This is a genomic window from Saprospira grandis DSM 2844 (genome assembly GCF_000275825.1).
Taxonomy (GTDB): Bacteria; Bacteroidota; Bacteroidia; order Chitinophagales; family Saprospiraceae; genus Saprospira; species Saprospira grandis_A.
The window spans coordinates 2,617,162-2,640,596 of sequence record NZ_JH719942.1 but is presented as its reverse complement, the minus strand read 5'-3'; the positions used below and the strand labels follow the sequence as shown (position 1 = coordinate 2,640,596).

Genomic DNA, 23,435 nt, shown 5'->3' with positions numbered 1-23,435 from the left:
CATTTATAAAAACATAGCGCTTATGATGAGCAATTTATTGACCATAGCCGTAGCATTTGGGGCACTTATTCTTGCTTTTTTGCTAATTAACATCCGCAAAATTTTTGTGGGAGAAGATTTTCGGGGGACATGTGCACAGAACAACCCTTTATTGAAGAATCAGATTGGGGAATGCACGGTATGTGGCCGTAAGCCGGAGGAGGAATGTCAGCTTCCGGAAGTAGAAGAGGCATAAGTCTTTTTGGACGATATAGAAAGCGATTTAGCGATTGGGCTAAATCGCTTTTTTTGTATTGGGGAGGGGGCTAGAGTAAAAATCTATTGGCTTCATCTGGCTGATCTTAAACTATATATTAAATTAGCGTTTAATTTATCTTAGCAAAAAGGAGAAAAAACTTATTTTTGCCGCCCAGAGCTTTTCAAAATTCTACAAAAAAAGAAAAACTATGACGCAAGTACGCAGTAAAATAGCTGGAATTGGGCATTATGTTCCCAAGAATGTAATCAGCAACAACGACCTGACAGAGGTGATGGAGACCAGTGATGAGTGGATTCAGGAGCGCACTGGAATTAAGGAGCGCCGTTATGTAGATCGTTATAAGGAGAACACCACCACACAGGCGGTAAAGGCTGCAGAGATTGCGATTGAGCGGGCGGGGATCACCAAAGACGATATTGACTTTATTGTTTTTGCGACCTTGAGTCCGGATTATTACTTCCCGGGTTGTGGAGTATTATTGCAGCGCGAATTGGGCATTAAGAGTCATATTGGCGCCTTAGACATTCGCAACCAATGTTCTGGTTTTGTATATAGCTTATCGGTAGCCGATCAGTTTATCAAGACGGGCATGTATAAGAATATTTTGGTGGTGGGTTCTGAGACGCATTCTGCGGGCTTAGATTTTAGCACTAGAGGCCGTAATGTGACTGTTATTTTTGGCGATGGTGCTGGAGCTGTTGTTTTGCAGCCGACGACCAAAGAGGGGCAAGGCATTTTGTCTACGCATTTGCATGCACAGGGAGAGCATGCCGAGCGTTTGGCCTACATCAATCCGGGTGCACATGGAGGAATTTTCACGGGAGATACCGAAGACTTCCATACAGATAGTGCTTGGGACTCTATGCTCATTACGCCAGAGATGTTGGAGCGAGGACACATATACCCCAATATGGATGGCCCTTTTGTCTTTAAGAATGCCGTAGTTCGTTTTCCTGAAGTGATCATGGAAGCCCTACAGGCCAACCAAAGAGGGGTAGACGAAATTGATATGTTGATTCCGCATCAGGCGAATTTGCGCATTGCTCAGTTTGTACAAAAACGCATGGGCCTAAGCGATGATAAGATCTACAATAATATTCAGAAATACGGAAATACCACTGCGGCTTCTATTCCAATTGCGCTTTGCGAAGCTTGGGAAGAAGGCAAAATTAAAGAAGGCGACTTGGTTTGTTTGGCCGCCTTTGGTAGTGGATTTACCTGGGCCTCTGCCTTGATTGAATGGTAAAGCTGCTTTGGCATTAGTATAAAGACCGCCCTAAACTGTCGGTTTAGGGCGGTCTTTTGTCGGATAAGCAAAAACCCAAGGAATAAATCAAGACAAAAAAGCGTATTCTTATTGATCGCAAGATATTATCTACCTTAAATTATAATTATATTCTAATGACTTGGAATTGGAAATCTAAAGTGGCAGGAATTGGCTTTTTGGCCCTTTCTCTTAGCCTACAGGCACAAGCCCCAGCAGAAAAAGCTCCCGAAAATTGGTTCAACTTGGACCTTACAGCAGATAAAGTACATGGAGTAAGCACCGAAAAAGCATATAAAGAGCTCCTCAAGGACAAAAAACCCAAGAAAAAAGTCTTGGTGGCCGTTATTGACTCTGGTGTAGATCCCGAACATGAAGACCTCAAGGAGGTCATGTGGGTAAACCCCGACGAGATTGCTGGCAATGGCATCGATGATGACAAAAACGGCTATGTGGATGATATCCATGGCTGGAACTTCATTGGTGGTGCCGATGGCAAAAATGTCAATTATGAAAACTTGGAACTCACTCGCCTCTATCGCGAACTCAAAGCCAAGAAAAAACTCAACAAAAAGGAGAAGGCTTTCTTTGAAAAAATCAAAGAAGAGTACGAAACTCGCCGTAAAGAGATGAAGCAACGCAAATCTCAATATGACATGATCCTCGACGCTTTCAAGTTGGTGGAAAAAGAACTAGGTACCGACGACTTTACAGCCAAAGACCTAGAGAAAATTCCCGAAAATGCTAGCGATGACCTCAAGCAAGCCGCGGCCATGATGGCTCCCTCTTTGGCTCAAGTGCCTAGCAAAGTCATGAAAGAACAACTAGAAGGGGCCGTGAACTACTTCAGCATGAATGTAGATTATTTCCTCAATGAGGATTTTGACCCCCGCCCCACTGTTGGCGACAACTACAAAAAACAATCGGAACGCCGCTACGGAAATAGCGATGTTTATGGCCCCGATGCCCAACACGGTACCCATGTTGCCGGTATCATTGCCGCCGTTCGTACAAATGATCTTGGTATGATGGGCGTTGCCGACAATGTAGAAATCATGTCGATCCGCACCGTCCCTAACGGAGATGAACGCGATAAAGATGTAGCCAATGCTATCCGCTATGCCGTAGACAATGGCGCCGATATTATCAATATGAGCTTTGGTAAGGCTTACTCTTACAACAAGAAAATTGTTGATAAAGCCGTAAAATATGCCGCCAAAAAAGGCGTCTTATTAGTACATGCCGCTGGTAATGACAACAAAAATACAGATGTAGAGTATAATTTCCCTACTCCTTTCTACCAAAAAGGAAAAGATCCTTACAAACGTGGCCCCAAAGAAGCCAATAACTGGATCGAAGTTGGTGCCCTTTCTTGGAAAGGCGCCGCCGATGCTCCCGCCGTTTTCTCTAACTATGGCGCTAGCACCGTAGACATTTTTGCCCCCGGCGTAGATATCTACTCTACTGTTCCCGAAGGAGAATACGAGGCCCTCAGTGGTACCAGTATGGCCGCCCCCGTTGTGGCTGGTGTTGCCGCTTTGGTCAAAGCCTACTATCCCGAACTTTCTGGCCAAGAACTCAAAGAATGCCTAGAAAAATCTGTTGTACCTATCGATTATGAGGTGAACAAACCAGGCACTTCTGAACTCGTTAAGTTTACAGACCTTTGTAAAAAAGGCGGTGTAGTAAACGCTTATAAAGCACTCGAACTCGCCGAAAAAATGGTGAAGGAGAAGAAATAAACGACTTCTAACCTAAATAATTAAGCCCTTCTGCTCCATCAGTAGAAGGGCTTTTTTTATTGTATTTTTGGGCCTCCGCCTCGCTTCGCTCGTCGGCGGTTACTCCCTTTGGTCGTCGAACTGCGGCCTAAAGGCCTTGTTGTCGTTTCAGGGCTCGCAGCTCTGCTCGGCCCTTCGCCAGCTTTGCTGCCTCGGTCTGGCCTTCGGCCACCCTTCCACATCGCTAGGCCAAAGCTCGCTGCGCTCGCTTTCTAAACGCAAAAAAGCCAGCTCCCCAAAAGGAAACTGGCTTTTCTACACGCTTAACTAGCCCAACTAACGTCCTCTGCTCTTTCCTGAAGACTTAGACTTAGATTTAGAAGAAGAACTATTGCTTCGGCTACTGCTTCTTCCCGATGAACGAGAAGGAGAAGAAGAGCGAGAAGAATTGTTGTAGGAACGACTGCGGTTGTTGTTCCGGCTGCGGTTATTCACGCTGCCATTATTTCTCGTCGAGTTGTTACTGCGGTTCGTTCTACTGCGACCGCTGTTAATATTTCCATTGTTGCTGCTGCTGTTATTTCGGCCACTATTATAATTATTGTTATTCTCCGAACCTCGGCTGCGGCCTGCGTTCAAATCGCCATTGTTGCTGCTGCTGTTATTTCGGCCACTATTATAACTATTGTTATTCTCTGTCCCACGGCTGCGGCCTGCATTCAAGTCGCCATTGTTGCTGCTGCTATTATTGCGGCCACTATTATAATTATTGTTATTCTCCGAACCACGGCTGCGGCCTGCATTCAAGTTACCCGTATTTCCACTAGCGTGCAAAGCAGAAGGATTTAGCTGCCGCTGATGCGTGTCATAACCATTTACTCCACGGCTGCGACTTCTCTGAATATTAGGATCACTGCCTCGGCTATAACGAGTCGTTACATAATTGGCTGCATTGGGAGCAGAACTTTCATAGTACCAATTGTTTCCACCACCATTATGGTAGCCATTCCAATAGCCCTGATTATAAGCTCTTCTGTAGGGGTTATGTCCCCAACCCCAATTATTGTAGGGGTTATGTCCCCAACTATTGTAAGGGTTAGACCAAGGATCATAAGAGTTGTAGTAGGAATTGTAGCCCCAACCATAACTGTAGTTCCAACGTCTCCAACGACGAGGACGATAGCTATTATAGGAATAGATATTCATCCCTGGATGGTATGGGTTGTACCAATAACTATCTACATAGTAGTTACTATAATAATTAAAGCCCCGAGCAGGACGATGAAAACGGCGAATACGGGCCGCATAAGCATTATCGTAACGAGCATCTACATACTCTTGCTCTGGACGATCATAGCTATTCTCATCATAATTGCTGGGCGGCTGCTGATAATTTTGCTGCTGAGCCGCAGTTTCCTCTTCGCCATCAAAGTAAATATCATCGTGTTGGCCCCAAGCCTGAGGCCCCAGCAGAAAGGTGGCAAAGAAAGCCAAGAAAATAGGGAGTGCGTGATTTTTCATAGATATTTCGGTATTTTCAACTGTACTTTTAGTCCTTTTTTTAACTTTGTGGGCCTTTTGGCCGCCTAATGAATATACAGCTTTTTTAAAGCTTAAGTTTTGAAAAGCAGCCGCTTGCCTAAACTTTAACGTTATGGCCGCCAAAAGCTCCATTAATTTAAGCTTTTATTGTTCAGGTCCACTTTTCATTAATGGACCAAAAAATATACCAATATACCAATGGCAAAGGAGATTACCGCCCAACAAGAAGACTACTCTCAGTGGTACTTAGACATTGTTAAAAAGGCCAATCTAGCCGCCAACTCTAAGGTGCGCGGCTGTATGGTTATTAAACCTTATGGCTATGCTGTTTGGGAAAAAATGCGCGACGATTTGGACCGCAGATTTAAAGAAACAGGCCACCAAAATGCCTATTTCCCACTCCTCATCCCCAAAAGCTTTTTGTCTAAAGAAGCCGAACATGTAGAGGGCTTTGCCAAGGAATGCGCCGTGGTGACTCACCACCGCCTCATGAATGACCCCAATGGCCAAGGCGTTGTGGTAGACCCCGATGCCAAACTAGAAGAGGAGCTCATTATCCGCCCCACTTCCGAAACCATTATCTGGGATACTTACCGCGACTGGATTTCTTCTTATCGCGATCTTCCCCTTCTCATTAACCAATGGGCCAATGTGATGCGCTGGGAAATGCGCACCCGCTTTTTCCTCCGTACCGCCGAGTTCCTCTGGCAAGAGGGACATACCGCCCACGCTAGCCAAGAAGAAGCCGTAGCCGAAGCCCGCCAAATGCTTGAGGTCTACGCCAATTTTGCCGAGGAAATTCTCGCTATGCCCGTATATAAAGGCGAAAAAACAGCCTACGAACGCTTTGCTGGCGCCGAGGATACCTACACTATCGAGGCCCTTATGCAAGATGGCAAGGCCCTACAAGCAGGTACTTCTCACTTCTTAGGTCAAAATTTTGCCAAGGCCTTTGATGTGAAATACCTCAACGAAAAAAATAAGGAAGAATACGTTTGGGCCACCTCTTGGGGGGTGTCTACCCGCCTAATGGGTGCCCTCATTATGACGCATTCCGATGATGAAGGCCTGGTCCTTCCTCCCCGCATCGCCCCCACTCAGGTGGTCATCATTCCCATTCCCAAACCCAATGAGGAAATTGATGCCGTTGTCGCCCAAATTATGGACGAACTCAAAGCACTTGGCATTAGCGTGAAGTATGACAACGACCGCAAACGCCGCCCCGGCTTTAAGTTTGCCGAACATGAGATGCACGGTATTCCCCTCCGCCTCGCTCTCGGTAAACGCGACCTCGCCAATGGCCAAATTGAAGTGGCCCGCCGCGATACCAAAGAAAAAATGAGCTACCCCCTAGAAGGCCTAGCCGAAAATATCAAAAACCTACTCGAGGAGATCCAAACGAACCTTTTCAATCAGGCCAAAGCCCGCCTAGATGCTGGTACGCATGTCGTTAATAACTGGGAGGAGTTTGTCGATGTAATCAAAAACAAAGGCGGTTTTGCCTATGCCTACTGGGATGGGACCACCGAAACCGAGCTCAAAATTAAGGAACTCACTGGCGCCACTAGCCGCTGTATTCCACTAGAAACTCCCACTGGCGCCGAGGAAGTTACCGAGCCCAAATGTGTGCTCACTGGCGCTCCTGCCAAAGCTAGAGTGCTTTTTGCCAAAGCTTATTAGCATAAGGATTTGGGGCTGCCCCGCCCTGCGGGCGGGTCGGGCTGTGTCGCAGCTCGCAAGTCTGCTCGGCCCTGCGGCGGCTTTGCCGCCTGGGTCTGCCGCCTGCGGCGGCCCTGCTGTCCATCCCTCAGCCTGCGGCGGCTAAAGCCGCCTGTAGGGCGCCATGGACCAGAAAAGTCCAGTTGCTTTTTGCAACTGGACTTTCTTTTTGGCCCTAATCCCAGCCAAAATAATTCCGAACAGCCCAAAATAAGAAAAGGCAACCGACCAGCGCCTGCAAAATTGCCAAGGCCAAAAAACCAAGGCTTAAGCCAGCAGTTAGGCCAGTGAGCAGCCAACTAGGATCAGTTAAAATGGCGCTGCCTAAAATGAGCTGCCAGAGCCCATGCCAGCCCAACCAAAAGCGCATTGTTTTATCTGTATCGGCCAAGTAGCGGGTCCAAAAACTAAAAACAATAGACAAGAGGCCGCCCAAAAACCAATACCAAGGCGTCAAACTAATAGAGAGAAATAGACCTAACAAACTAAAGACAAAGGCTAAAATGCCTGTAATTGTACTAGGATACTCTACCGGTGGTGGCGCTGCCATGGCCCAAAGGCCCAAAGGCAGTAGCATAAAAAGCAAGGCCGTAGCCAAAGAACGCTGATTCATAAGCTCCATCAATTAAGTGGGTAAACTAAAGGGATAAGGCTTATATAATAGGGCTTTTAGGGCAGAGCACAAAGCCCTGGCCCTCAGACGGCCCAAGCCAATTGACCAAAATAGCGAAGCGATGCCTTTTTAAGCGGCCTCGAAGGCGCGCAGCGCCTCGGCTGAGGGATGGATAGCAGTGGCCCGAAGGGCCAGACCGAAGCGCTTTGGCGCTGAAGGGCCGAGCAGACCTGCGAGCTGCGACACAGCCCGACCCAGCCGCAGGCTGGGGCAGCCCCAAAAAAAACATCCTGAAGGCCTGAGAAAAGAAAAGGAGAAGAGTCTGGGCAAAATCTCAAGTTTTTTTATTAAACTTGTTGCGTACAAAACCTACATCCACATTTTTTACTGAACTAAAATTAGTTCGCCACCCAACTAAAAGTATTAAAAGCAGATGGAAATTACTTATGACTTAATCAAGCCGATTATTCTAGAAGAAACGGCTGAAAATAGCACGATGGTTTGCAAATTCCAAGTAGAAGGCGAGGTCTTTGAAGGAAAGGGCAACATTCGTATTGACTCAAAAGACACCAGTAGCAAGGTGAAAAACATGGTCCGCCGTACGGTCATGAGCCGTATGCGTTCTTCTTTGATGCGTATGGTTCGTGGCGCTGTTGGTGGCGGCATGGCGGGTAACATTGCCTCTATGGCGGGTAATGAAGTAGTGCGTGCCAACACCTCTCACAATAGCTTTTCGGCTGCCGAGAAAAAGGCCGCTGTAGTAAAAGCTTTTGAGCGTGTAGCCTTTAATTTTTACTATGATGAGGACAGCAGAAGCTGGAAAATTGCTCGTCGTTTGTCAGAATTTGAAAAGCGTCTAAAAGCAACGCCTCTATCTACTGCCTACGACAAAAAAACCTTGGCTCGAATGCTCATTGAAATGGCCAAAGCTGATGGCCAAATTGCTGCTGAAGAAAAAGAGTTCTTCCAGAGCTTTTTGGATGATGATACTGGCAGTTTTGCTCAGGTAATGCGTGAAGCGCCTCTATCTAGAGTAGAATTGGAAGAGGTATCTGCTGAGGGTCGCGAAAATATTTTCATGATCACGGTAGCTGTAGCCCTTTCTGATAAGGACTTTGACCAATCGGAGAAAGACAAGCTCTACGAATATGCCGAAATGATGAGCTTTGAGGAGAAAAAGCGCGATGACCTCATCAAATTGGGCCAAGAGTATACCATTGAAAATGCGATTCATGCCTCTGGCAATATGTCTCGCGAAGAAGTCTATCAGTTTGCTGATCAAATTGGAATGGACCGTTCTGAGGCCGAACGTGCGCAAATTCGTTTGTCTAAGCGCCTAGGCTAAGCCTTATTTATTATTTGGCCCAAAACAAAAAAGCCCGCTTTTTCAAGCGGGCTTTTTTATGCCTCGGTCTAATTTTTAGATTAATCTAAATTAATTTGTAGGTAAAACTATTTTAGTATAGCTTTGTATTGAAATGTAAGAAAATTATTTTTAGACTGCACTAAAAACAATCAATATGTCAGCTGCAAAGCAGTACTTAGTTTTACTTTTTGCCCTCTACAGCCTTGGAGTTTCGGCTCAGACGGCTAGTCTTCAAGGTTATTTATTGGACCAAAAAGGGCGGCCAATCCCCTTTGCGGGTATTGGTCTTCTTGAGCAGCAAAAAGGTAGCTCAAGTGATGACTCGGGTTACTTTGCGCTCAGTGAGTTAGCTGCGGGAAGCTTTGAGTTGCAAATTCAGGCCATTGGTTATCAATCGCAGAGGCTGATGGTTGAGCTCAGAGAGAATGAAACTCTCGAGCTGGATAGTATTATTTTGAAAGAGGATATTTTGGGTTTAGAAGAAGTGGTGGTATCCGGCCAACTCAAAGAAAATTTTGTCAAAAACTCTCCGGTAAAAATTCAAGTATATAGAGCCGAATATCTAGATAATACAGTAGCTCCAACTAATCTTATGCAATCCCTAAAGCTCATCAATGGCGTACAAGAAGTGGTTGCTTGTGGGGTATGCTTCACCAATTCAATTAGTATCAATGGATTACCTGGCCCCTATGCTGCCGTCCTCATAGATGGTACTCCAGCCTATGGCAATTTGGCCTCGGTTTATGGGCTGAATGGCATTCCTAAAAATATGATTGACCGCATTGAGGTCATTAAGGGGCCAAACTCAACGCTTTATGGCTCGGAGGCCATGGCTGGGGTCATCAACATTATTACCAAAGACCCGAGCAAGCAGCCAAGCATCTCTTTGGACCTTATGGGAACCACCCATGCCGAGGCCTTTTCCAATTTGGCCTTCTCTCAAAAAATTGGCAAGCTCAATACAACTATTGGCCTCCAACATGCTTACCTCAACCATTTTGAAGATGCTAATCAGGATGGCTTTGGGGACAATATTGGCATGGATAGACTTTCGGTCTTCGGAAAATTTACTTTCGATCGCCCTAAAAACAAAAAGGCGAGCCTCTTTGCTAAGTACTATTATGAAGACCGCAGAAATGGTGTAGAAGAATATACAAAAGACCGCGCTTACCAAGAGATTCGAGGAAATGACTCTATTTATGGCGAGAGTATTTATACCCAACGCTTTGAGCTCATGGGCAGCTATGAACTTCTTGCCCCTATCCGACTCGATTATAGCTTTAGTAAACATCATCAGGATAGCTACTATGGGGCAGATGGCTATTTGGCCGACCAAAGTATTGCCTACCTCAATGCTATTTATATGCCCAATTTGGGCCCAAAACATAGCCTAACTACTGGACTTACGGCCAGATATCAATACTATGATGATAACAGCTCGGTGACGCCTCAGGCAGACGAGCAATTTATCCCTGGAGTTTGGGCACAGCACGAATGGAAACCCAAAGGCGAAAAATTGACCCTCCTCTCTGGTCTACGACTAGATTATTATGAGGCGCATGGCCTCATCCCTTCGCCCAGAATTAGTGTAAAATATGAGCCTCAACCCAATTGGAAAATTCGCCTGAATACGGGAACGGGTTTTCGTTTGGTCAATCTTTTTGCCGAGGATCATGCCTTTGTTACAGGAAATCGTCAGTTGGTCCTTGCCGAAAAATTAGAGCCCGAACAGGCCGTCAGCGGTACGCTTAATATTCAACACATTTTTAATTTGGGCCAAGGACAAGGGAGCATTGACCTAGATGCTTTTTATACTCATTTTACCAATGCGATCATCCCCAATTATGATCAAGCCAATACGATTATTTATGAAAACCTCGATGGCTATGCGCAAAGTCGTGGACTAGCCCTTAACTTTAATTATGGCCTCCCCTCTGGCCTCCAAATCAATTTGGGTGCAACTTACCAAAATGCCTTTGAATATCGTAGCAATGAACAGGGGGTTAAAGAACAGAATCCGCTAGAGTTTAGTCCCGTTTTTTCTGGCGTCCTTACGGTCAATTATGAGTATAAGCCCTGGAATTTGCTTATGGCCTATACCGCCAACCTTACAGGCAAAATGCAATTACCCGAGGTCTATGATTTAGATGAAAATGGAGATCCTCTGGCAGCATCTAGAAGTACGAGTTCTACCCCTTTTAGCATCCATAATTTGCAAATCACCAAACAATTGCCCAAACAAAAACTAGCCATTTATCTAGGCGCTCAAAATCTCTTTGATTACCGCCAGGCTATTTCTCCCCTCTCTGGCTTCAATGATCCCAATGCACAAGCTGGATTTGGCGATTACTTTGATGCCGCCTATGCCTATAGCCCTTTGCATGGCCGTGAGTTTTATCTGGGCCTCCGCTGGAATTTTCGTTAATTAGTTTTGGGGCCTCCTGCCTACGGCAGGCGGTTACTCCCTTTGGTCGTCGAACTGCGGTCTAAAGACCTTCTTGTCGCTTTGGGGCTCGCAGGCTTGCTCGGCCCTGCGGCGCAAGCGCCTTCGGCCACCCCGCCACATTGCTAGGCCAATTGCTCTTGGCCGTTTTTTTTAATGCCTAGGCAGTTTATGCCGCTAATCACCAACTAAATGGTCCAAAGCTTTGACTTTGGGCCTTTTTTTATGCTAAAGCAGCCAAAGCGAAGAAATTGCCCTCGGCTGAGGGATGGGCAGCAGGGGCCCAAAGGGCCAGACCAAGGCGGCATAGCCGCCGCAGGGCCGAGCGAACAGCGAGCTGCGAGACAGCCCGACCCGCCCACAGGGCGGGGCAGCCCCAAAAAAAAAGAAAAACTACTTAAAAGGATTTGCTCCTGCTATAAAAGGATTTTATTTTGATAGGATAGTTTGAGCTAAGTTCTTTATATTTAGGCTGTTTTGTCCAACCCTAATTAGTCATTGCTTATGTCGAACAAGATATTTTTACTATTTTTTTTACTGCCTATTAGTTTGGGGGCCACCACCTATATAGAAGGGTCTATTTTGGAGGATACCGAATGGTTACGGGCCAATAGTCCTTATATCATTACGCAAAACCTACTCATTGCAGAGGGGGCCTGTTTGCGTATTGAGGCGGGCGTAGAGTTGCAATTTGCGCATGAAACCCAAATCTTAGTCAAAGGCGGACTTTCGGCCATAGGCAGCAAGCGCAAGCCCATTCGTTTTTTGGGGCATAACAATGCACCTTGGAACGGTTTGCGCTTCTACCATAGCTGCCTGCATTTTGAAGAGGGCCAAGTTCGGAGCACACAATTTGAGTATTGTGAGTTTTTGGGTATTGGTGAAGCTCCCGCCCAGCTTTTGCGGACCGAAGGTTGTCATTTGAGCATTAGAAACTGTAAAATAGAGGACTGTTATACGGCCATTCAGTCTGAGCGGCAAGCAAAGATTCAACTCATAGACTCTGAGATTAGAAATTGCGACCGCGCCTTGAATGTGCGCAATAGCAGCATGGCCAAAGTGATGGGCAACGAAATAGAAAACTGCAACTCGATTATGTTGGGGGGCAGCACTGATTTTGAGAACAACCAGCTCAAAAAGTTTACAAGCTATGGTCGGCATTCTGGCCTAGTGATTTGGATGCTAGGCGGCGGTTTGATTAACATCCGCAACAATGAATTTGAGCAATTTGAGGGAGTGGCCATCAAGTTGCAGAAAATGAGTCGGCGATCTAGCCTGAATATTCGACAAAATCAATTTAAGGGTAATTCGACAAACCTCAAGCTTTCTTGCCAATATGCCAATAAAGGCAAGACTTTGGTAGAAGAAAATAACTTTATAGACTGTAAGCGCTATCAATTGGCCCTTTTTTCGCCTTGTTCGGATGAGCCTGCGCCAATTGTTATTGGTCCCAACTATTGGGGAAAATCAGATGAAAATGCCTTTTTGGACCAAGAGCAGGACCTGAATATATCGGCAAAACTACAAGTTGCCGCAGGTCCAAAGAAGCCTTACCGCTAATCTTTACGTATTATTATAGCCCCCAAGCCTTGAACACAAAACAAAAAATCGAACTAGTTCGTTTCTACAAAACAATTTCAATAAAAGTATACATTTATGGCCTTAAACAACTACAAAAAATGGCTGCTTAGCAGTAGCTTTCTACTACTTACTCTAAGTAGCTGGGCACAGCACAATAACGAGCTCTACAATGATGGCGCCCTGATTAAGGTCCAAGCAGGAGCCAATGTTTATGTCATGGGAGATGTGCATCAGATGGGCGCAACCGCCCTGATGGAGCATGACGGCTACCTAGAAGTACAGGGGAATATGTACTCCGATAACCTCTTTCAGCAAAGAGGGACCGGAACGACCAAACTCATCAATGATGATGTCAATGCTGGACAAACGCAGTTCATTAGCGGTAGTTATGCCGTTCGGGGTGGACAGGCAGCCACTGGCGTAGATGATGGCTCTTTTTATGACCTTCAATTGGCCAATGACCAAGGCGTGATTTGGCTCAATGGAACAGGAAATGTAGCCGATGTACGCAATACCGTAGATTTTAGCGGCCCTGGCGCGGCCACAGCCAATAGAATCATCACCGCTGATCCCTCTGCCCTACCCACAAATGGCGCCGCTTATCCCGCCGTTTTTGGCCTAATGAACCCCACAGCTGGCCTAGCCAATATGCTAGACAACACCGTAAATACCAACGGAAATATGTCTAGCTTTGATAATGGCTATGTACAAGGAAAACTCCGCCGAGCTATTTCTGCCGCTGGCGGAACCTATGGCTATGTCTTGGGCCTAGAACCCGCCGCAGCCGGCGCCCAAAGAGGAATGCAATATATTCATCTCGATTTTTCTGGCGCCAATGATTATGATGTCATCACGGGATATTTCCAAACGGGCCTAGACAATAGCTTTGGCGGCCAACTAGAATGTAGCGGCTACCAAATTGACTACTGGGGCGGCCTAGATCATGGCCAATGGGTCTTTGATGATTTTACGGGCTCTGGCTCTGGCAATTATGCCGTAAGAGTTTGGCCTCAAGATGATAATTTCCTCTCCAAAACCGTTTGGCTAGTCACTAAAGACAATGCCGTTGCCGGTACCGCTGATGATTGTGGCGGCAGCCCCGTCTCTCTAGAACGTACAGGCTTCAATGGCTTCTCTCAGTTTGGAGTAGCCGCTGCCGATATCCTTTTGGCCCAAAATCAATTGTTGGACCTAGAGGCTCACCCTATCGAAAATAACTATATCCAAGTTGATTGGAACACCGAAGAAGAGGATGAGCTCTCCCATTTTGAAATAGAACGCAGCTTAGATAACAACCAATTTAACTTTTTGGCTCAGGTTTCGGCCCAAGGCAGTAGTCAATTAATTCAAGACTACCAATTAAATGACTATGAGGTATTGCCTAATGTCAATTATTACTACCGCCTTCGCCTAGTCAATAATGACGGTAGCTTCAGCTATAGCCCCACGGTGGTCGCTCGCCTCTATGGCGAAACAACAGAGGAAAATATTCGCATTTTCCCCAATCCCGCTAGCGGTAACGCCCAAATCGATATCCTGTCTAGCCAAGAACGCGATCTGCAAATCCGCGTTTTTGATGCTATCGGCCAATTGATTTATGAACAAGATGCCCAAACTCAAATCGGTCATCAGTTGATTCAACTCCCCGCTCAAGATTGGCCCGCTGGCCTGTACCTTATCCAAATCGCTGCTCCCGATTTCCAACAAACTAAAGAGCTGATCAAAATGTACTAAACCTTTGGTCTAGCACAAAAAAATGCCATTCCTCTTCTCGGGGAATGGCATTTTTATTTGATCTACAGCTAGCATAATTAGGATTTGGGGCCCGCGGCCGGCTAGGCTTCGCCTAGGTCGGCCGCCGCTATGCTGCGCCGCTCGCAGGTCTGCTCGGCCCTGCAGCCGCCTTCGGCGGCTTGGGTCTGGCCCTGCGGGCCACGGCTGCGCAGCGCTGGGCCAAGCCTACTCTATTATTGAGAGCTGGATCCGTTTGCGGCCTAGCTCTAAGCCCACAATAGTCACTTCTAGCTCTTGGCCCAATTTGACAAAGCGAGCAGGATCATCTACTCTTTCATGGCTCATCTGAGACTTATGCAAGAGCCCATTTTCCTTAATGCCAAGATCAACAAAAGCCCCAAAGGCCGTAATATTAGTCACAATGCCCGGCAACTTCATCCCCTCTTTAAGGTCCTCTATCTGATGTACATCCGCAAACTGGAAAACTTGACGGGGCGGACGAGGATCACGGCCCGGTTTCTCCAACTCTTTCATAATATCATGCAAAGAAGGGAGCCCAATTTCACCCTTTACATAATCTTTGAGCTGAATTTTTTTACGCAAACTCTTATCCGCAATAAGATCCGCAATGCTGGCATTGAGGTCCTTGGCCATCTGCTCTACAATTGGATAGGCCTCTGGATGCACGCCCGTATTATCCAATGGGTGAATCCCTTTCCGAATGCGCAAGAAGCCCGCAGCCTGCTCAAAGGCTTTTTCGCCCAAACGCTTAACCGAACGCAGTTCTTGCCGGCTCTTAAAAGCCCCCTTCGATCGGCGATAATCGACAATGTTGCGGGCCAAGGCAGGCCCCAAACCCGAAACATAAGTGAGGAGGTATTCGCTGGCGGTATTGAGGTCCACCCCAACCGCATTTACACAGCTTTCAACCACCGCCCCCAATTTATTTTGCAGCTGTTTTTGGTCCACATCATGTTGGTACTGCCCCACCCCAATAGATTTAGGGTCAATTTTTACCAACTCGGCCAAGGGGTCCATCAAACGGCGCCCAATAGAAACCGCCCCCCGAACCGTAATGTCTTTATCGGGAAATTCCTGACGAGCAATTTCAGAGGCCGAATAAATAGAGGCCCCACTTTCATTAACCAAGAAAATGGTTGGGGCTATTCCCTCAAAGGGAAGTTCGCGAATAAACTGCTCCGTTTCTCGCCCCGCCGTTCCATTGCCAATCGCAATCGCTTCTATCCGATGCTTTTCGATTAGGTCCAAAACCGTATCGGTTGCCTGAAACTTACGGTTGCGAGGCGGTGTGGGATAAATAACGGTGTCTTCAAGTAGTTCGCCAGTAGCCGACAAACAAACCAGCTTACAACCGCTGGCATAGCCAGGGTCAATGGCCATCATTCTTTTGTTGCCCAAGGGAGAGGCCAACAGCAATTGGCGGAGGTTATCGGCAAAAATCTGTATCGAGGCCAAATCAGCCTGCGCCTTGGCTTGCTTAACAAACTCATTGCTAATAGAAGGCTTCATCAGCCGTTTATAGGCATCTTCTATGGCCATATCTAGTTGCTCGGCCCAACGATCGGGGCAACTTCTTCGGATAAACTGCCCACAAAGATCATTGAGTACATAATCTTCATTGGGGGCCAATTGGACCTTGAGCAGGCCCTCTTTTTCGGCCCGCAAAACAGCCAATATCTGATGCGCTTGCAGTTGCTTGAGCGGACGGTCTAGCTCAAAGTAATTTTTATATTTTTGGGCCTCTTCTTCTTTGCCCGCTACCACTTCTGCCTTAAATCGAGCCCGCTTCTGATAATGCTGACGAACGGTGGCCCTAGCTGTTTCATCTTGGTTGATGCGCTCGGCAATGATATCTCTGGCCCCTTCTAAAGCATCCTCTTCGTCTAAAACTTCTTCAGAGAGTAAGGGCTCTACAATGGCATCTAGATCAAAGTCTTTTTGGGCCAAAAGTAATTCCGACAAGGGCGCTAGACCAAACTCACGGGCCTTATCGGCTCTGGTTTTTCGCTTTTTCTTATAAGGTAAATAAAGATCTTCAAGCAGATGCAGCTCAAAGCAGTTTTTAATTTTCTTGGCCAGCTCATCTGTTAGCTTGCCCTGCTCCTCAATCTTTTCTAGGATAAAAGCCTGCCGCTTTTCAATTTCCTGTTGTTTTTCCCATTCGTCTTTAATCGCCATGAGGTCTACCTCATTAAGGCCCCCACTGGCCTCTTTCCGATAACGAGCAATAAAAGGGATGGTTGCCCCAGATTCAAAGAGCTCAATGACTCTAGATACAGCCTGAGCATGGATATTTAGCAGTTTTGCAATACGTTCGATCATAAAAGTAGCGCTTTGAGTTAAGGGGCATAAGATAATGGCTTTTTGGGGAGCTTGCAAACGCCTTTTGTTTGGCGGGCAATAAAAGCGTACTTTTGCCCCATATTTTCTGATTTGAACTTCGCTAAGACGATTATTCTACTCTCCTTGCCCCCCTCCTTTTGGCCCAAGAATAGGGTCTAGCTAAAGTTCAGCAAACAAGTAGTTATGTTAATTTTTATTGGGGTCATGGGCGTTATTTTTCTTGCTTCTTTGGTCAAATCTACTTTTGGTTTTGGCGAGGGGATGGTCAATATGTCTTTGCTAACCTTATTATTGGGCCTAGATCAGGCGGTGCCCTTGGTGGCCATTTTGGCCTTGGGCGGTAGTGCCTATATTATTATTCAAGATTATAAAACAATGGATTGGCGAGAGCTCTTCCCCCTTTTAATCGGGGCTTTGATTGCGGCCCCTTTGGGCCTTTCTGTTGCTCAATTTTTGCCCGCTATCTGGATGCGCAAGCTGCTCGGCCTTCTCATTATGGCCTTTGCCATCTATAAGTTGTATCAGAGTTATCAATTGGCCGAGGAAGTAGGCGAACCCAAAGGCCCTTCTGGCCGAAAATGGGGTTACCTCTTTGGCTTTTTTGGGGGATTGTTTGGCGCAGCCTACAATGTGGCTGGCCCAGCCGGGGTGCTCTATGGCAATTTTAGAGCCTGGCGCCCCGCTGTTTTTAGGGTCACTTTGCAGGGCTATTATTTGCTTTTGGGGCTGGCTGTTGTTTCTGGACACGGCTATATGGGCCGCTATACTAGCGATATTCTACAAATGGCGGGCTTTGCCCTGATCCCAATTATTTCAGGGGTAATTTTGGGCCGCTTTTTCAATAGCAAATTGTCTAATCCCGCCCTTTTCAATAAGCTGGTGTATGGCTTGCTCATTGTCCTCGGACTAATTCTGATATTTAAGTAGTTTTTTTGGGGCTGCCCCGCCCTGCGGGCGGGTCGGGCTCTGTCGTGGCTCGCAGGTCTGCTCGGCCCTGCGGGGCTTTCGCTTCGCTTCAGCCCCTGGGTCTGCGGCTTCGCCGCACCACTATCCATCCCTCAGCCGCTCCTCCTGCTTTTTTCAGTCTAGGCCTACTGCTTTGGCCCTATGGCCGAAGGCCAAACGGCCTAGCGATGCGAAAGGGGGCGGCGAAGCCGCAGACCAAGGCCGTCAGGCCGCAGGGCCGAGCAGAGCTGCGAGCCCTGAAGCGTAGCGCCGCAGCTTTGCTGCGGAGGCCCCTAATCCTCCTCCTCCTGAATTGCTTGATATTGGATAGCCAGCAGCAGTAATTGGGCCTTAAAATCTTCTAGGAGTAGGGTTAGTTTGGGGGTATTCGGACTTAATTGGGGCCAGCTATCAAAATAGCGATAAAGCGCTTGAGGATCGAGGTAAGAGCTCAGTCGACTGCTTTGATTTGGGGGTTCTTCGGCTAGGGTTTGGGCCAGTAAATCATTGCATTTGGCGATCAGGCTCTCGAAAAGTTGGTTGTCTGTTGGGGCCTGAATACTGGCACAGAGGCCGTCAATAAAATAGGGGGTTTGGAGGAAAAAATGCAGATAAGTGGGGAGAGCATAATAGCCATCGAGAGAGATCGTCCCGTTTTCCTCCTGCTCAAAAAACTGTTTTGCATCTTGCCAGAGCGCCCTATTGAGGGGATTGGGCAGATCATCTTTTTGTAAAAAGCGTTCTTCTAGTTCCCAAATAGGGTTCGACCATTTTTTCTCTCGCAGGCCGCTAATGATTTCTTGCCAATCCTCCTCTTTGAGTTCCTTATCTAGCCAGAGTTCCCAATTGACCTTTGGGCTTTTCAAATAATAGAAATAGCGTTGGGGTTGGGCTTTTATCCAATCGAGGCCATAGCTACTTGCCAGTACAGCGGCGGCGATCAGGCTGCTGCTCCACCAAGGCGAGAGGGGGACATAATAGAGCATAAACCCCCAGCCGACAAAGGCGGAAAAAAGGGCCAGATGCAGCCAGGCTGGGGGTTCGTAGGCCAGTAGTTGTCGCCATTCTCCAATTTGGCCCAGAATAAAAATTGAGCTAATGGAATAGGCTAGTGTCCAGCGCCAGTTCCAGTAGAGTAGTGAAATAGGGATAGCTAAAGCCAGTAGGCTAGGTAAAATATTAGTGATTAGAATCCTAATAAAATCGGTAAGGCGGAAGTATTTAGGCATAGGCAAAAAAAAGGCCCTAGGACCAAAAACCTAGGGCTCACACACAACACATCTGAGTAGTCAGATGATTCATTCTGTCAAAATGAAAACATAATTAAAATTGCTGCAAACACCTTAATAGATGTTGGGAAGCAAAAAAGAGGTGTGTGGAGCTAAAAAAAATGGTTAAAAATTTCGTTCAGTTGGTTGGCTGCTTCTAAAAAGCCCATATGGCCAATATTCGGAATTGTTTTGCACTGCCAATTTGGGGAGAGTTGTTCTTGGGCTTGGGCGGCAGAAAAGGCGGGGGGAACCACCTCGTCTAGTTCGCCAATCACGGCCAGTACGGGGCCTTCATATTGGGCCAAAATGGCAGAGCGATCGGGTCGAGACCACATCGCTTTGAGGGCGGCCAGCACGCCTTGGGCGCTATGTCCGCTTTGTTCTTTCAAAAAGGTTTGGACCAATTTTGTTTTACGGACTTCTGCGGGAAAAAGTTGGGGAATCAGTTGTTGGAGGTAAGTGGCTACCCCATATTTCTCAATAAAGGCGGCTGATTTTTTTCGTTTGGCTTGTTTGGCTGGGGGGTCGGCAAAGGGGTGGCTATGCAGCAGGCAGAGTCTTTCAATAGCTTGAGGGCGTTTTTCGAGCATCGCCAGGGCCAGATAGCCGCCCATAGAATGGCCCAAAAGGCTAATTTTTTCTACCTTCAAATCATCTAGCCATTGCCAGAGGATCTCGGCCAATTGGCCGAGATCCTCTGCTGCTCCTGTTGATTGGCCAAAGCCGGGGAGGTCGGGCAGCAGCTGCCGATACTTTTGGCCCAGCTGTTCTTGGAAGGGGGTAAAAATGCGGTGGTCTTCACAAAAGCCGTGTAAATAAAGCAAGATGGGGCCATTTTCTTGGCCAGTCTCTTGATAAAAAAGCTTAGGCATCATCTTCGGTTTGCGGTTCTTTTTTGGTGGCTTGCTGGGCCTTTAGAAACTTCATTAGATCTTTGGCTCCTTGTATACCTAGAATGGCGGACGTCCCTAAGAAAAAGCCTAAAAAGAGGCCAATAAATAGGAACAGGCGGGGGTTGGGGCGTTCGGCATAGAGTGGGTAAAGCGGTCGGTCGATGACCTGCAGCAAAGGGGTTTGTTGTTCTAGGGCCAACTTGGCGGTTTCTACATTTTTGATGGCGAGAAAATAGCCCTCCATTTCGCCGGAGAGTTTTCGGGCCAAATACTGCGTGCGGATACTTTCGGCATAGCGGCCTTGAGCGGTAGCATTATGTTGGTTGAGGTATTTAATATAATCGCCTTCCGCCTGGTCCATTTCCTGTTCTAGCGAATCTCTACGATTTCGGGCGGCCTCAAAGATTCGGCGTTGTTTTTCTACCGATTGGTTACTATAATAGGTATTAAGTTTATTATAGAGCAGGTTAATAAAATCATGAGAGAGGACCTCTGAATTGCTCACAAAGCGAATATTCAGAATTTCGGAGGGGCTAAGTTCTTGGGTTAGTTGTTGTTGGATGCGGCCCACAGCCGCTTGTAAGACTACATTTTCTTGGCGACTAAAGGTCTCAAATTTTTTATGTTTAAAATAAACATTTGCCAGCGCTCGCTCCTCTTCTGCCCATTGTTTCCGCATAGCTTGTAGCTCTAGGTAATGATGGATCATAAAGTCCTTCTTAGGGCCTTCAGGATACATCATTTCAACCTCTTCAAAGAGGGCCATTTGCAAAAGGCGGCGGGTGCTGAGCAACTCTTGCAAGCGCCCCATATTTCCGGAGGCCAATTCAGCGCTTCCGCCTAGGCCTCCAAAGAGGCCTCCGCCTAGCACCTGCTGCAGATAGCCTTGGTCGGCTCCGCCTCCTTCATTCATGCTAAAAGAGAGGCGGGCGACATATCGGGTAGGGAGTTTTGCTTTAGACTGATAGAGATAATAGCCCAAGGCGGCCATAAGAATCAGCACCAGCCAAGACCATTTTAGCCAAAGCAGTGCATAGCGCTTGAGTTGTTTCTGTATATTTTCAGCCGTCAGCAACTGAGAAAAATCCATAGTCACTTAGTTGTTTAGGGCTCGAATAGCGAGCAAGAGGGTCAAGGTAGAAGAAGTAATGGCTACCCCATTTTGGATGATGCGGTTCCATTCGATGGGCTGTCGTTTCTTCTTGGGAATATTTTGTTTATCGGTTTTTGTTTTGGTGTCTACATAAACCATAGCGCCTTTAGTCACTTTGGGGTAGCATTTAAAGAAAAAATAGTTCCGTGTTTTCTTTACGGCACCAGAGGGGTAGCGAACATAGACTAGGCGTTTGCGGCCACCATTGGCTCGGTCAATTCCCCCAGCATATTCTTTGAGGTAATAATTGGCTCGTTTGCCTTTATGAAAAGGCACATTGATGCGGTCGGGCTTAATTTTTCGGCTAATGGCTTCTTCGGCCTGAATTTCTTCTCTTTCGATCTTATTCTCGGTTTTCAGCAACTTCAATTTCAGTTCGATTTCGGCAATTTCCGATTTGTTTTTCACCTCGGGGTGGTTAATCCGGCCAGCGATGGCCACCAAATCTTTAACCACAGGAATAGAGAGTTGGTCGCCTGGGCGCAAAATATAGTTAAATCGAGAATCTGGGTTAGTCACCACATCTTTGAGGTCGAGGACCACAAAGCCTTCGCCTTGGCGGATCAGGCGAGCGCCTTCTAGAAAAGCCAGAGTGGTGGTTCCCCCTGCCCTAGCCAAGAGGTCGGCAATGCGTTCGCCATTATCTTGCAAGGTATAGGCGCCGGGGTAGGCAATTTCCCCTTGGATGCTTACATTTTGGGGAAGCTTATAATTTTTGGCTAGGCGCACAAATATTTGGTCTCGGGGTTCTAGGGTCAGGCCTTCGGCCCCAAGCACCTCTAAATCTTCATTGATATCATAGCTCATCAGCTCTACCTTAGAGCTTCCGTCAGCTTGAGGAACCAATCTAGAGATTTCTAGAATAGAGTTAGCTGCTTCTTTTTCGATGCCATTGGCCAGATAAAGCAGATCGGCTAAAGTGAGGCTATCACTATGGGCGTAGGCGCCTGATTTGCGCACGGCCCCATAAATTTGCACCCTGTATTCATCTACAAATTCCGATTTGAATTTCACCTCAATTTTATCGAGGGCCCGCAAAGCGATATTGGCGGTTTCTTGGCCGGCCAAAATGCTATCAATGCTCACATCAATGTATTCAATAGAGAAATCGGGGCGTAAGCGACGCACATAAATTTTTTCTTTAACGGCAGAAAGCATAATGCCCGACTTCTGCAAGACTTCCAGGATACGAGTCCCCGCGCCTAGTTCATATTCTCCAGGCAGCTTTACGGCCCCTTCTACCGTCACATAATTAGAGTAGGCCTCAGAAATGGGCGAAAGATCAATAATGTCCCCTGTCATCAAAGGGAAGTTCTCTTCATTGGCTATAATTTGGGCCAAATTCACATCAATAATTCGCTCTTCGTCATTGGCATAACGCTTAATCTGAATATTCCGCAAATAGGCATCTGCTTTTACGCCTCCCGCAAAGGCTAGGGCTTCTAACAGTTGCTCTCCCTCTAGCAGTTCGTAGTAAAAAGGGCGCTTAACAGATCCTCGAACCTCCACTACTTTTTCGGCCAAAGGCACAAAAATATAGTCGTTATTATCTAAGAAAAACTCCTCAGAAACATTGGGGTTCTTTGCAAACTTATAGACATCCAGCTGCCTAGTCGGATGATCACTACTAATTACTTTGATCCGGCGCACACTACCAATCTGAGAGGGGCCGCCAGAAGCTACTAGGGCATTAAAGGCGGTGTTGGTAGCGGGAATAGTATAGCTTCCTGGGCTAAATACCTCTCCCGTAATATTGACCGTAATACTCCTAGAGTAATTTAGCTGCACATCATAATTAGAACCTTTCATATTCATGTGCCGAGAAAGCCGCTGATAAATCGCATCCCGCACATCACTAAATTTCATGCCCTTAATATAGAGCCGAGGAACCAAGAGGTCTGGAATAGAGAGGTCTATATAACCATTGTCATTTACGCTTACACTTTTGCTAAAATCTACGGCGCCCCAAACGGTCACTTCAATTTCGTCGCCAGAGGCAATACGATAGCTTTCAATGGCTCTCTGGTTTTTGGAGCGGTCAAAGAGTTTAATACTTTGATCTCTAAAAAACTGCTGCCCCCAAATTTTGGGTTCGGGCAGTTCTTCTTGGCGTTTGCGGGCCAAAATATCTTTTTCTTCTTCTTCCTTGCGTTGTTCTTTTCGCTCTTCTTCTATTTGGTCTTTTACTTTTTTTTCCTCGGCATTTATTTCGCTAGCCTTGGGGTCTACTTTTGGCGCCTCAATGATTCCGCCATTGCCGCCAGGATCTACTTGGCCGGGGTCAATAACAGGAGGCACAATAGGAGGAATTTGGGCCTGCAGATTTAGGGCAAACAGGCTACAACAAATCAGGATAAACAAGCTAATCTGCTCTCGCATACTGGTCAAAAGGTTTGATTTTACTTAGAATTGCTAAGGTACAAGTTTTCTATTAAGTGACTATTATTTTTTTGGGGCCTCCTGCCTACGGCAGGCGGTTACTCCCTTTGGTCGTCGAACTGCGGTCTAAAGACCTTGTTGTCGCTTTGGGGCTCGCAGGTCTGCTCGGCCCTTCGTCGCCTTCGGCG

General features: G+C 46.9%; 16 protein-coding genes. 9 read left to right on the top strand and 7 right to left on the bottom strand.

Translation table 11 applies throughout. The annotated features are described in order from the left end of the window. Positions 1-22: 22 nt before the first annotated feature. The 3 genes from SAPGRDRAFT_RS12125 (at position 23) to SAPGRDRAFT_RS12115 (ending at position 3,265) form a co-directional block, all read left to right on the top strand. A complete protein-coding gene (locus SAPGRDRAFT_RS12125) occupies positions 23-235 on the top strand; it encodes a hypothetical protein (RefSeq protein WP_002659526.1) in 213 nt (70 codons plus the stop codon). 211 nt (positions 236-446) lie between these two features. After that, positions 447-1,505, top strand: coding sequence for a 3-oxoacyl-ACP synthase III family protein (locus SAPGRDRAFT_RS12120; protein WP_002659525.1), 1,059 nt, complete (start codon positions 447-449; stop codon positions 1,503-1,505). Between the two features lie 155 nt (positions 1,506-1,660). Then, positions 1,661-3,265, top strand: coding sequence for a S8 family peptidase (locus SAPGRDRAFT_RS12115; protein ID WP_002659524.1), 1,605 nt, complete (start codon positions 1,661-1,663; stop codon positions 3,263-3,265). Positions 3,266-3,580: 315 nt separating this feature from the next. On the opposite strand, the gene SAPGRDRAFT_RS12110 is transcribed toward SAPGRDRAFT_RS12115, so the two are convergent. Continuing rightward, complete coding sequence (locus SAPGRDRAFT_RS12110) at positions 3,581-4,765, bottom strand: serine/threonine protein kinase (protein ID WP_253271321.1); 1,185 nt, start codon at positions 4,763-4,765, stop codon at positions 3,581-3,583. Positions 4,766-4,984: 219 nt separating this feature from the next. Here SAPGRDRAFT_RS12110 and proS point away from each other — a divergent pair, with 219 nt between their 5' ends. Further along, a complete protein-coding gene (gene proS / locus SAPGRDRAFT_RS12105; protein WP_002659522.1) occupies positions 4,985-6,466 on the top strand; it encodes a proline--tRNA ligase in 1,482 nt (493 codons plus the stop codon). Between the two features lie 214 nt (positions 6,467-6,680). Here the strand turns inward: proS and SAPGRDRAFT_RS12100 are convergent, their stop codons facing one another. Further along, positions 6,681-7,118 (bottom strand): hypothetical protein, encoded by a 438-nt coding sequence (locus SAPGRDRAFT_RS12100; RefSeq protein ID WP_002659521.1) that lies wholly within the window; start codon positions 7,116-7,118, stop codon positions 6,681-6,683. 433 nt (positions 7,119-7,551) lie between these two features. Between SAPGRDRAFT_RS12100 and SAPGRDRAFT_RS12095 the strand changes: the two genes are divergently transcribed. The 4 genes from SAPGRDRAFT_RS12095 to SAPGRDRAFT_RS12075 all read left to right on the top strand — a co-directional run bounded on the left by SAPGRDRAFT_RS12095 (position 7,552) and on the right by SAPGRDRAFT_RS12075 (position 14,242). Next, entirely contained in the window at positions 7,552-8,463 is a 912-nt protein-coding gene (locus SAPGRDRAFT_RS12095) for a TerB family tellurite resistance protein (RefSeq protein WP_002659520.1), read from the top strand. A gap of 175 nt (positions 8,464-8,638) precedes the next feature. Next, positions 8,639-10,909 (top strand): TonB-dependent receptor, encoded by a 2,271-nt coding sequence (locus tag SAPGRDRAFT_RS12090; protein WP_002659519.1) that lies wholly within the window; start codon positions 8,639-8,641, stop codon positions 10,907-10,909. Between the two features lie 522 nt (positions 10,910-11,431). Next, on the top strand, positions 11,432-12,487 hold the full coding sequence (locus SAPGRDRAFT_RS12080; protein WP_037350180.1) for a right-handed parallel beta-helix repeat-containing protein: 1,056 nt from the start codon (positions 11,432-11,434) through the stop codon (positions 12,485-12,487). A gap of 96 nt (positions 12,488-12,583) precedes the next feature. Then, the gene (locus SAPGRDRAFT_RS12075; protein ID WP_002659518.1) at positions 12,584-14,242 is read left to right on the top strand and encodes a T9SS type A sorting domain-containing protein; all 1,659 of its coding nucleotides are present in this window, start codon (positions 12,584-12,586) and stop codon (positions 14,240-14,242) included. Between the two features lie 225 nt (positions 14,243-14,467). Here the strand turns inward: SAPGRDRAFT_RS12075 and SAPGRDRAFT_RS12070 are convergent, their stop codons facing one another. Further along, a complete protein-coding gene (locus SAPGRDRAFT_RS12070) occupies positions 14,468-16,585 on the bottom strand; it encodes a Tex family protein (RefSeq protein WP_002659517.1) in 2,118 nt (705 codons plus the stop codon). A gap of 204 nt (positions 16,586-16,789) precedes the next feature. On the opposite strand from SAPGRDRAFT_RS12070, the gene SAPGRDRAFT_RS12065 reads away from it, so the two are divergent. Next, positions 16,790-17,533: a sulfite exporter TauE/SafE family protein gene (locus tag SAPGRDRAFT_RS12065; protein ID WP_002659516.1), complete on the top strand. Its 744-nt coding sequence runs from the start codon at positions 16,790-16,792 to the stop codon at positions 17,531-17,533. 311 nt (positions 17,534-17,844) lie between these two features. Here the strand turns inward: SAPGRDRAFT_RS12065 and SAPGRDRAFT_RS12060 are convergent, their stop codons facing one another. The 4 genes from SAPGRDRAFT_RS12060 to SAPGRDRAFT_RS12045 form a co-directional block, all read right to left on the bottom strand. Next, a complete protein-coding gene (locus tag SAPGRDRAFT_RS12060; protein WP_002659515.1) occupies positions 17,845-18,780 on the bottom strand; it encodes a hypothetical protein in 936 nt (311 codons plus the stop codon). 152 nt (positions 18,781-18,932) lie between these two features. Beyond that, positions 18,933-19,697, bottom strand: a complete 765-nt coding sequence (locus SAPGRDRAFT_RS12055) for an alpha/beta fold hydrolase (protein ID WP_002659514.1) — start codon at positions 19,695-19,697, stop codon at positions 18,933-18,935. Then, a complete protein-coding gene (locus SAPGRDRAFT_RS12050) occupies positions 19,687-20,805 on the bottom strand; it encodes a hypothetical protein (protein ID WP_002659513.1) in 1,119 nt (372 codons plus the stop codon). The genes SAPGRDRAFT_RS12055 and SAPGRDRAFT_RS12050 overlap by 11 nt, the downstream gene beginning before the upstream one ends. Positions 20,806-20,811: 6 nt before the next feature. Beyond that, entirely contained in the window at positions 20,812-23,247 is a 2,436-nt protein-coding gene (locus SAPGRDRAFT_RS12045) for an SLBB domain-containing protein (RefSeq protein WP_002659512.1), read from the bottom strand. Positions 23,248-23,435: the final 188 nt, after the last annotated feature.

Bases quoted from the DNA above. Each gene is read 5' to 3' on its own strand.
- SAPGRDRAFT_RS12125 (WP_002659526.1), top strand. From the start codon at position 23: ATGATGAGCAATTTATTGACCATAGCCGTAGCATTTGGGGCACTTATT.
- SAPGRDRAFT_RS12120 (WP_002659525.1), top strand. From the start codon at position 447: ATGACGCAAGTACGCAGTAAAATAGCTGGAATTGGGCATTATGTTCCC.
- SAPGRDRAFT_RS12115 (WP_002659524.1), top strand. From the start codon at position 1,661: ATGACTTGGAATTGGAAATCTAAAGTGGCAGGAATTGGCTTTTTGGCC.
- SAPGRDRAFT_RS12110 (WP_253271321.1), bottom strand. From the start codon at position 4,765: ATGAAAAATCACGCACTCCCTATTTTCTTGGCTTTCTTTGCCACCTTT.
- proS (WP_002659522.1), top strand. From the start codon at position 4,985: ATGGCAAAGGAGATTACCGCCCAACAAGAAGACTACTCTCAGTGGTAC.
- SAPGRDRAFT_RS12100 (WP_002659521.1), bottom strand. From the start codon at position 7,118: ATGAATCAGCGTTCTTTGGCTACGGCCTTGCTTTTTATGCTACTGCCT.
- SAPGRDRAFT_RS12095 (WP_002659520.1), top strand. From the start codon at position 7,552: ATGGAAATTACTTATGACTTAATCAAGCCGATTATTCTAGAAGAAACG.
- SAPGRDRAFT_RS12090 (WP_002659519.1), top strand. From the start codon at position 8,639: ATGTCAGCTGCAAAGCAGTACTTAGTTTTACTTTTTGCCCTCTACAGC.
- SAPGRDRAFT_RS12080 (WP_037350180.1), top strand. From the start codon at position 11,432: ATGTCGAACAAGATATTTTTACTATTTTTTTTACTGCCTATTAGTTTG.
- SAPGRDRAFT_RS12075 (WP_002659518.1), top strand. From the start codon at position 12,584: ATGGCCTTAAACAACTACAAAAAATGGCTGCTTAGCAGTAGCTTTCTA.
- SAPGRDRAFT_RS12070 (WP_002659517.1), bottom strand. From the start codon at position 16,585: ATGATCGAACGTATTGCAAAACTGCTAAATATCCATGCTCAGGCTGTA.
- SAPGRDRAFT_RS12065 (WP_002659516.1), top strand. From the start codon at position 16,790: ATGTTAATTTTTATTGGGGTCATGGGCGTTATTTTTCTTGCTTCTTTG.
- SAPGRDRAFT_RS12060 (WP_002659515.1), bottom strand. From the start codon at position 18,780: ATGCCTAAATACTTCCGCCTTACCGATTTTATTAGGATTCTAATCACT.
- SAPGRDRAFT_RS12055 (WP_002659514.1), bottom strand. From the start codon at position 19,697: ATGATGCCTAAGCTTTTTTATCAAGAGACTGGCCAAGAAAATGGCCCC.
- SAPGRDRAFT_RS12050 (WP_002659513.1), bottom strand. From the start codon at position 20,805: ATGGATTTTTCTCAGTTGCTGACGGCTGAAAATATACAGAAACAACTC.
- SAPGRDRAFT_RS12045 (WP_002659512.1), bottom strand. From the start codon at position 23,247: ATGCGAGAGCAGATTAGCTTGTTTATCCTGATTTGTTGTAGCCTGTTT.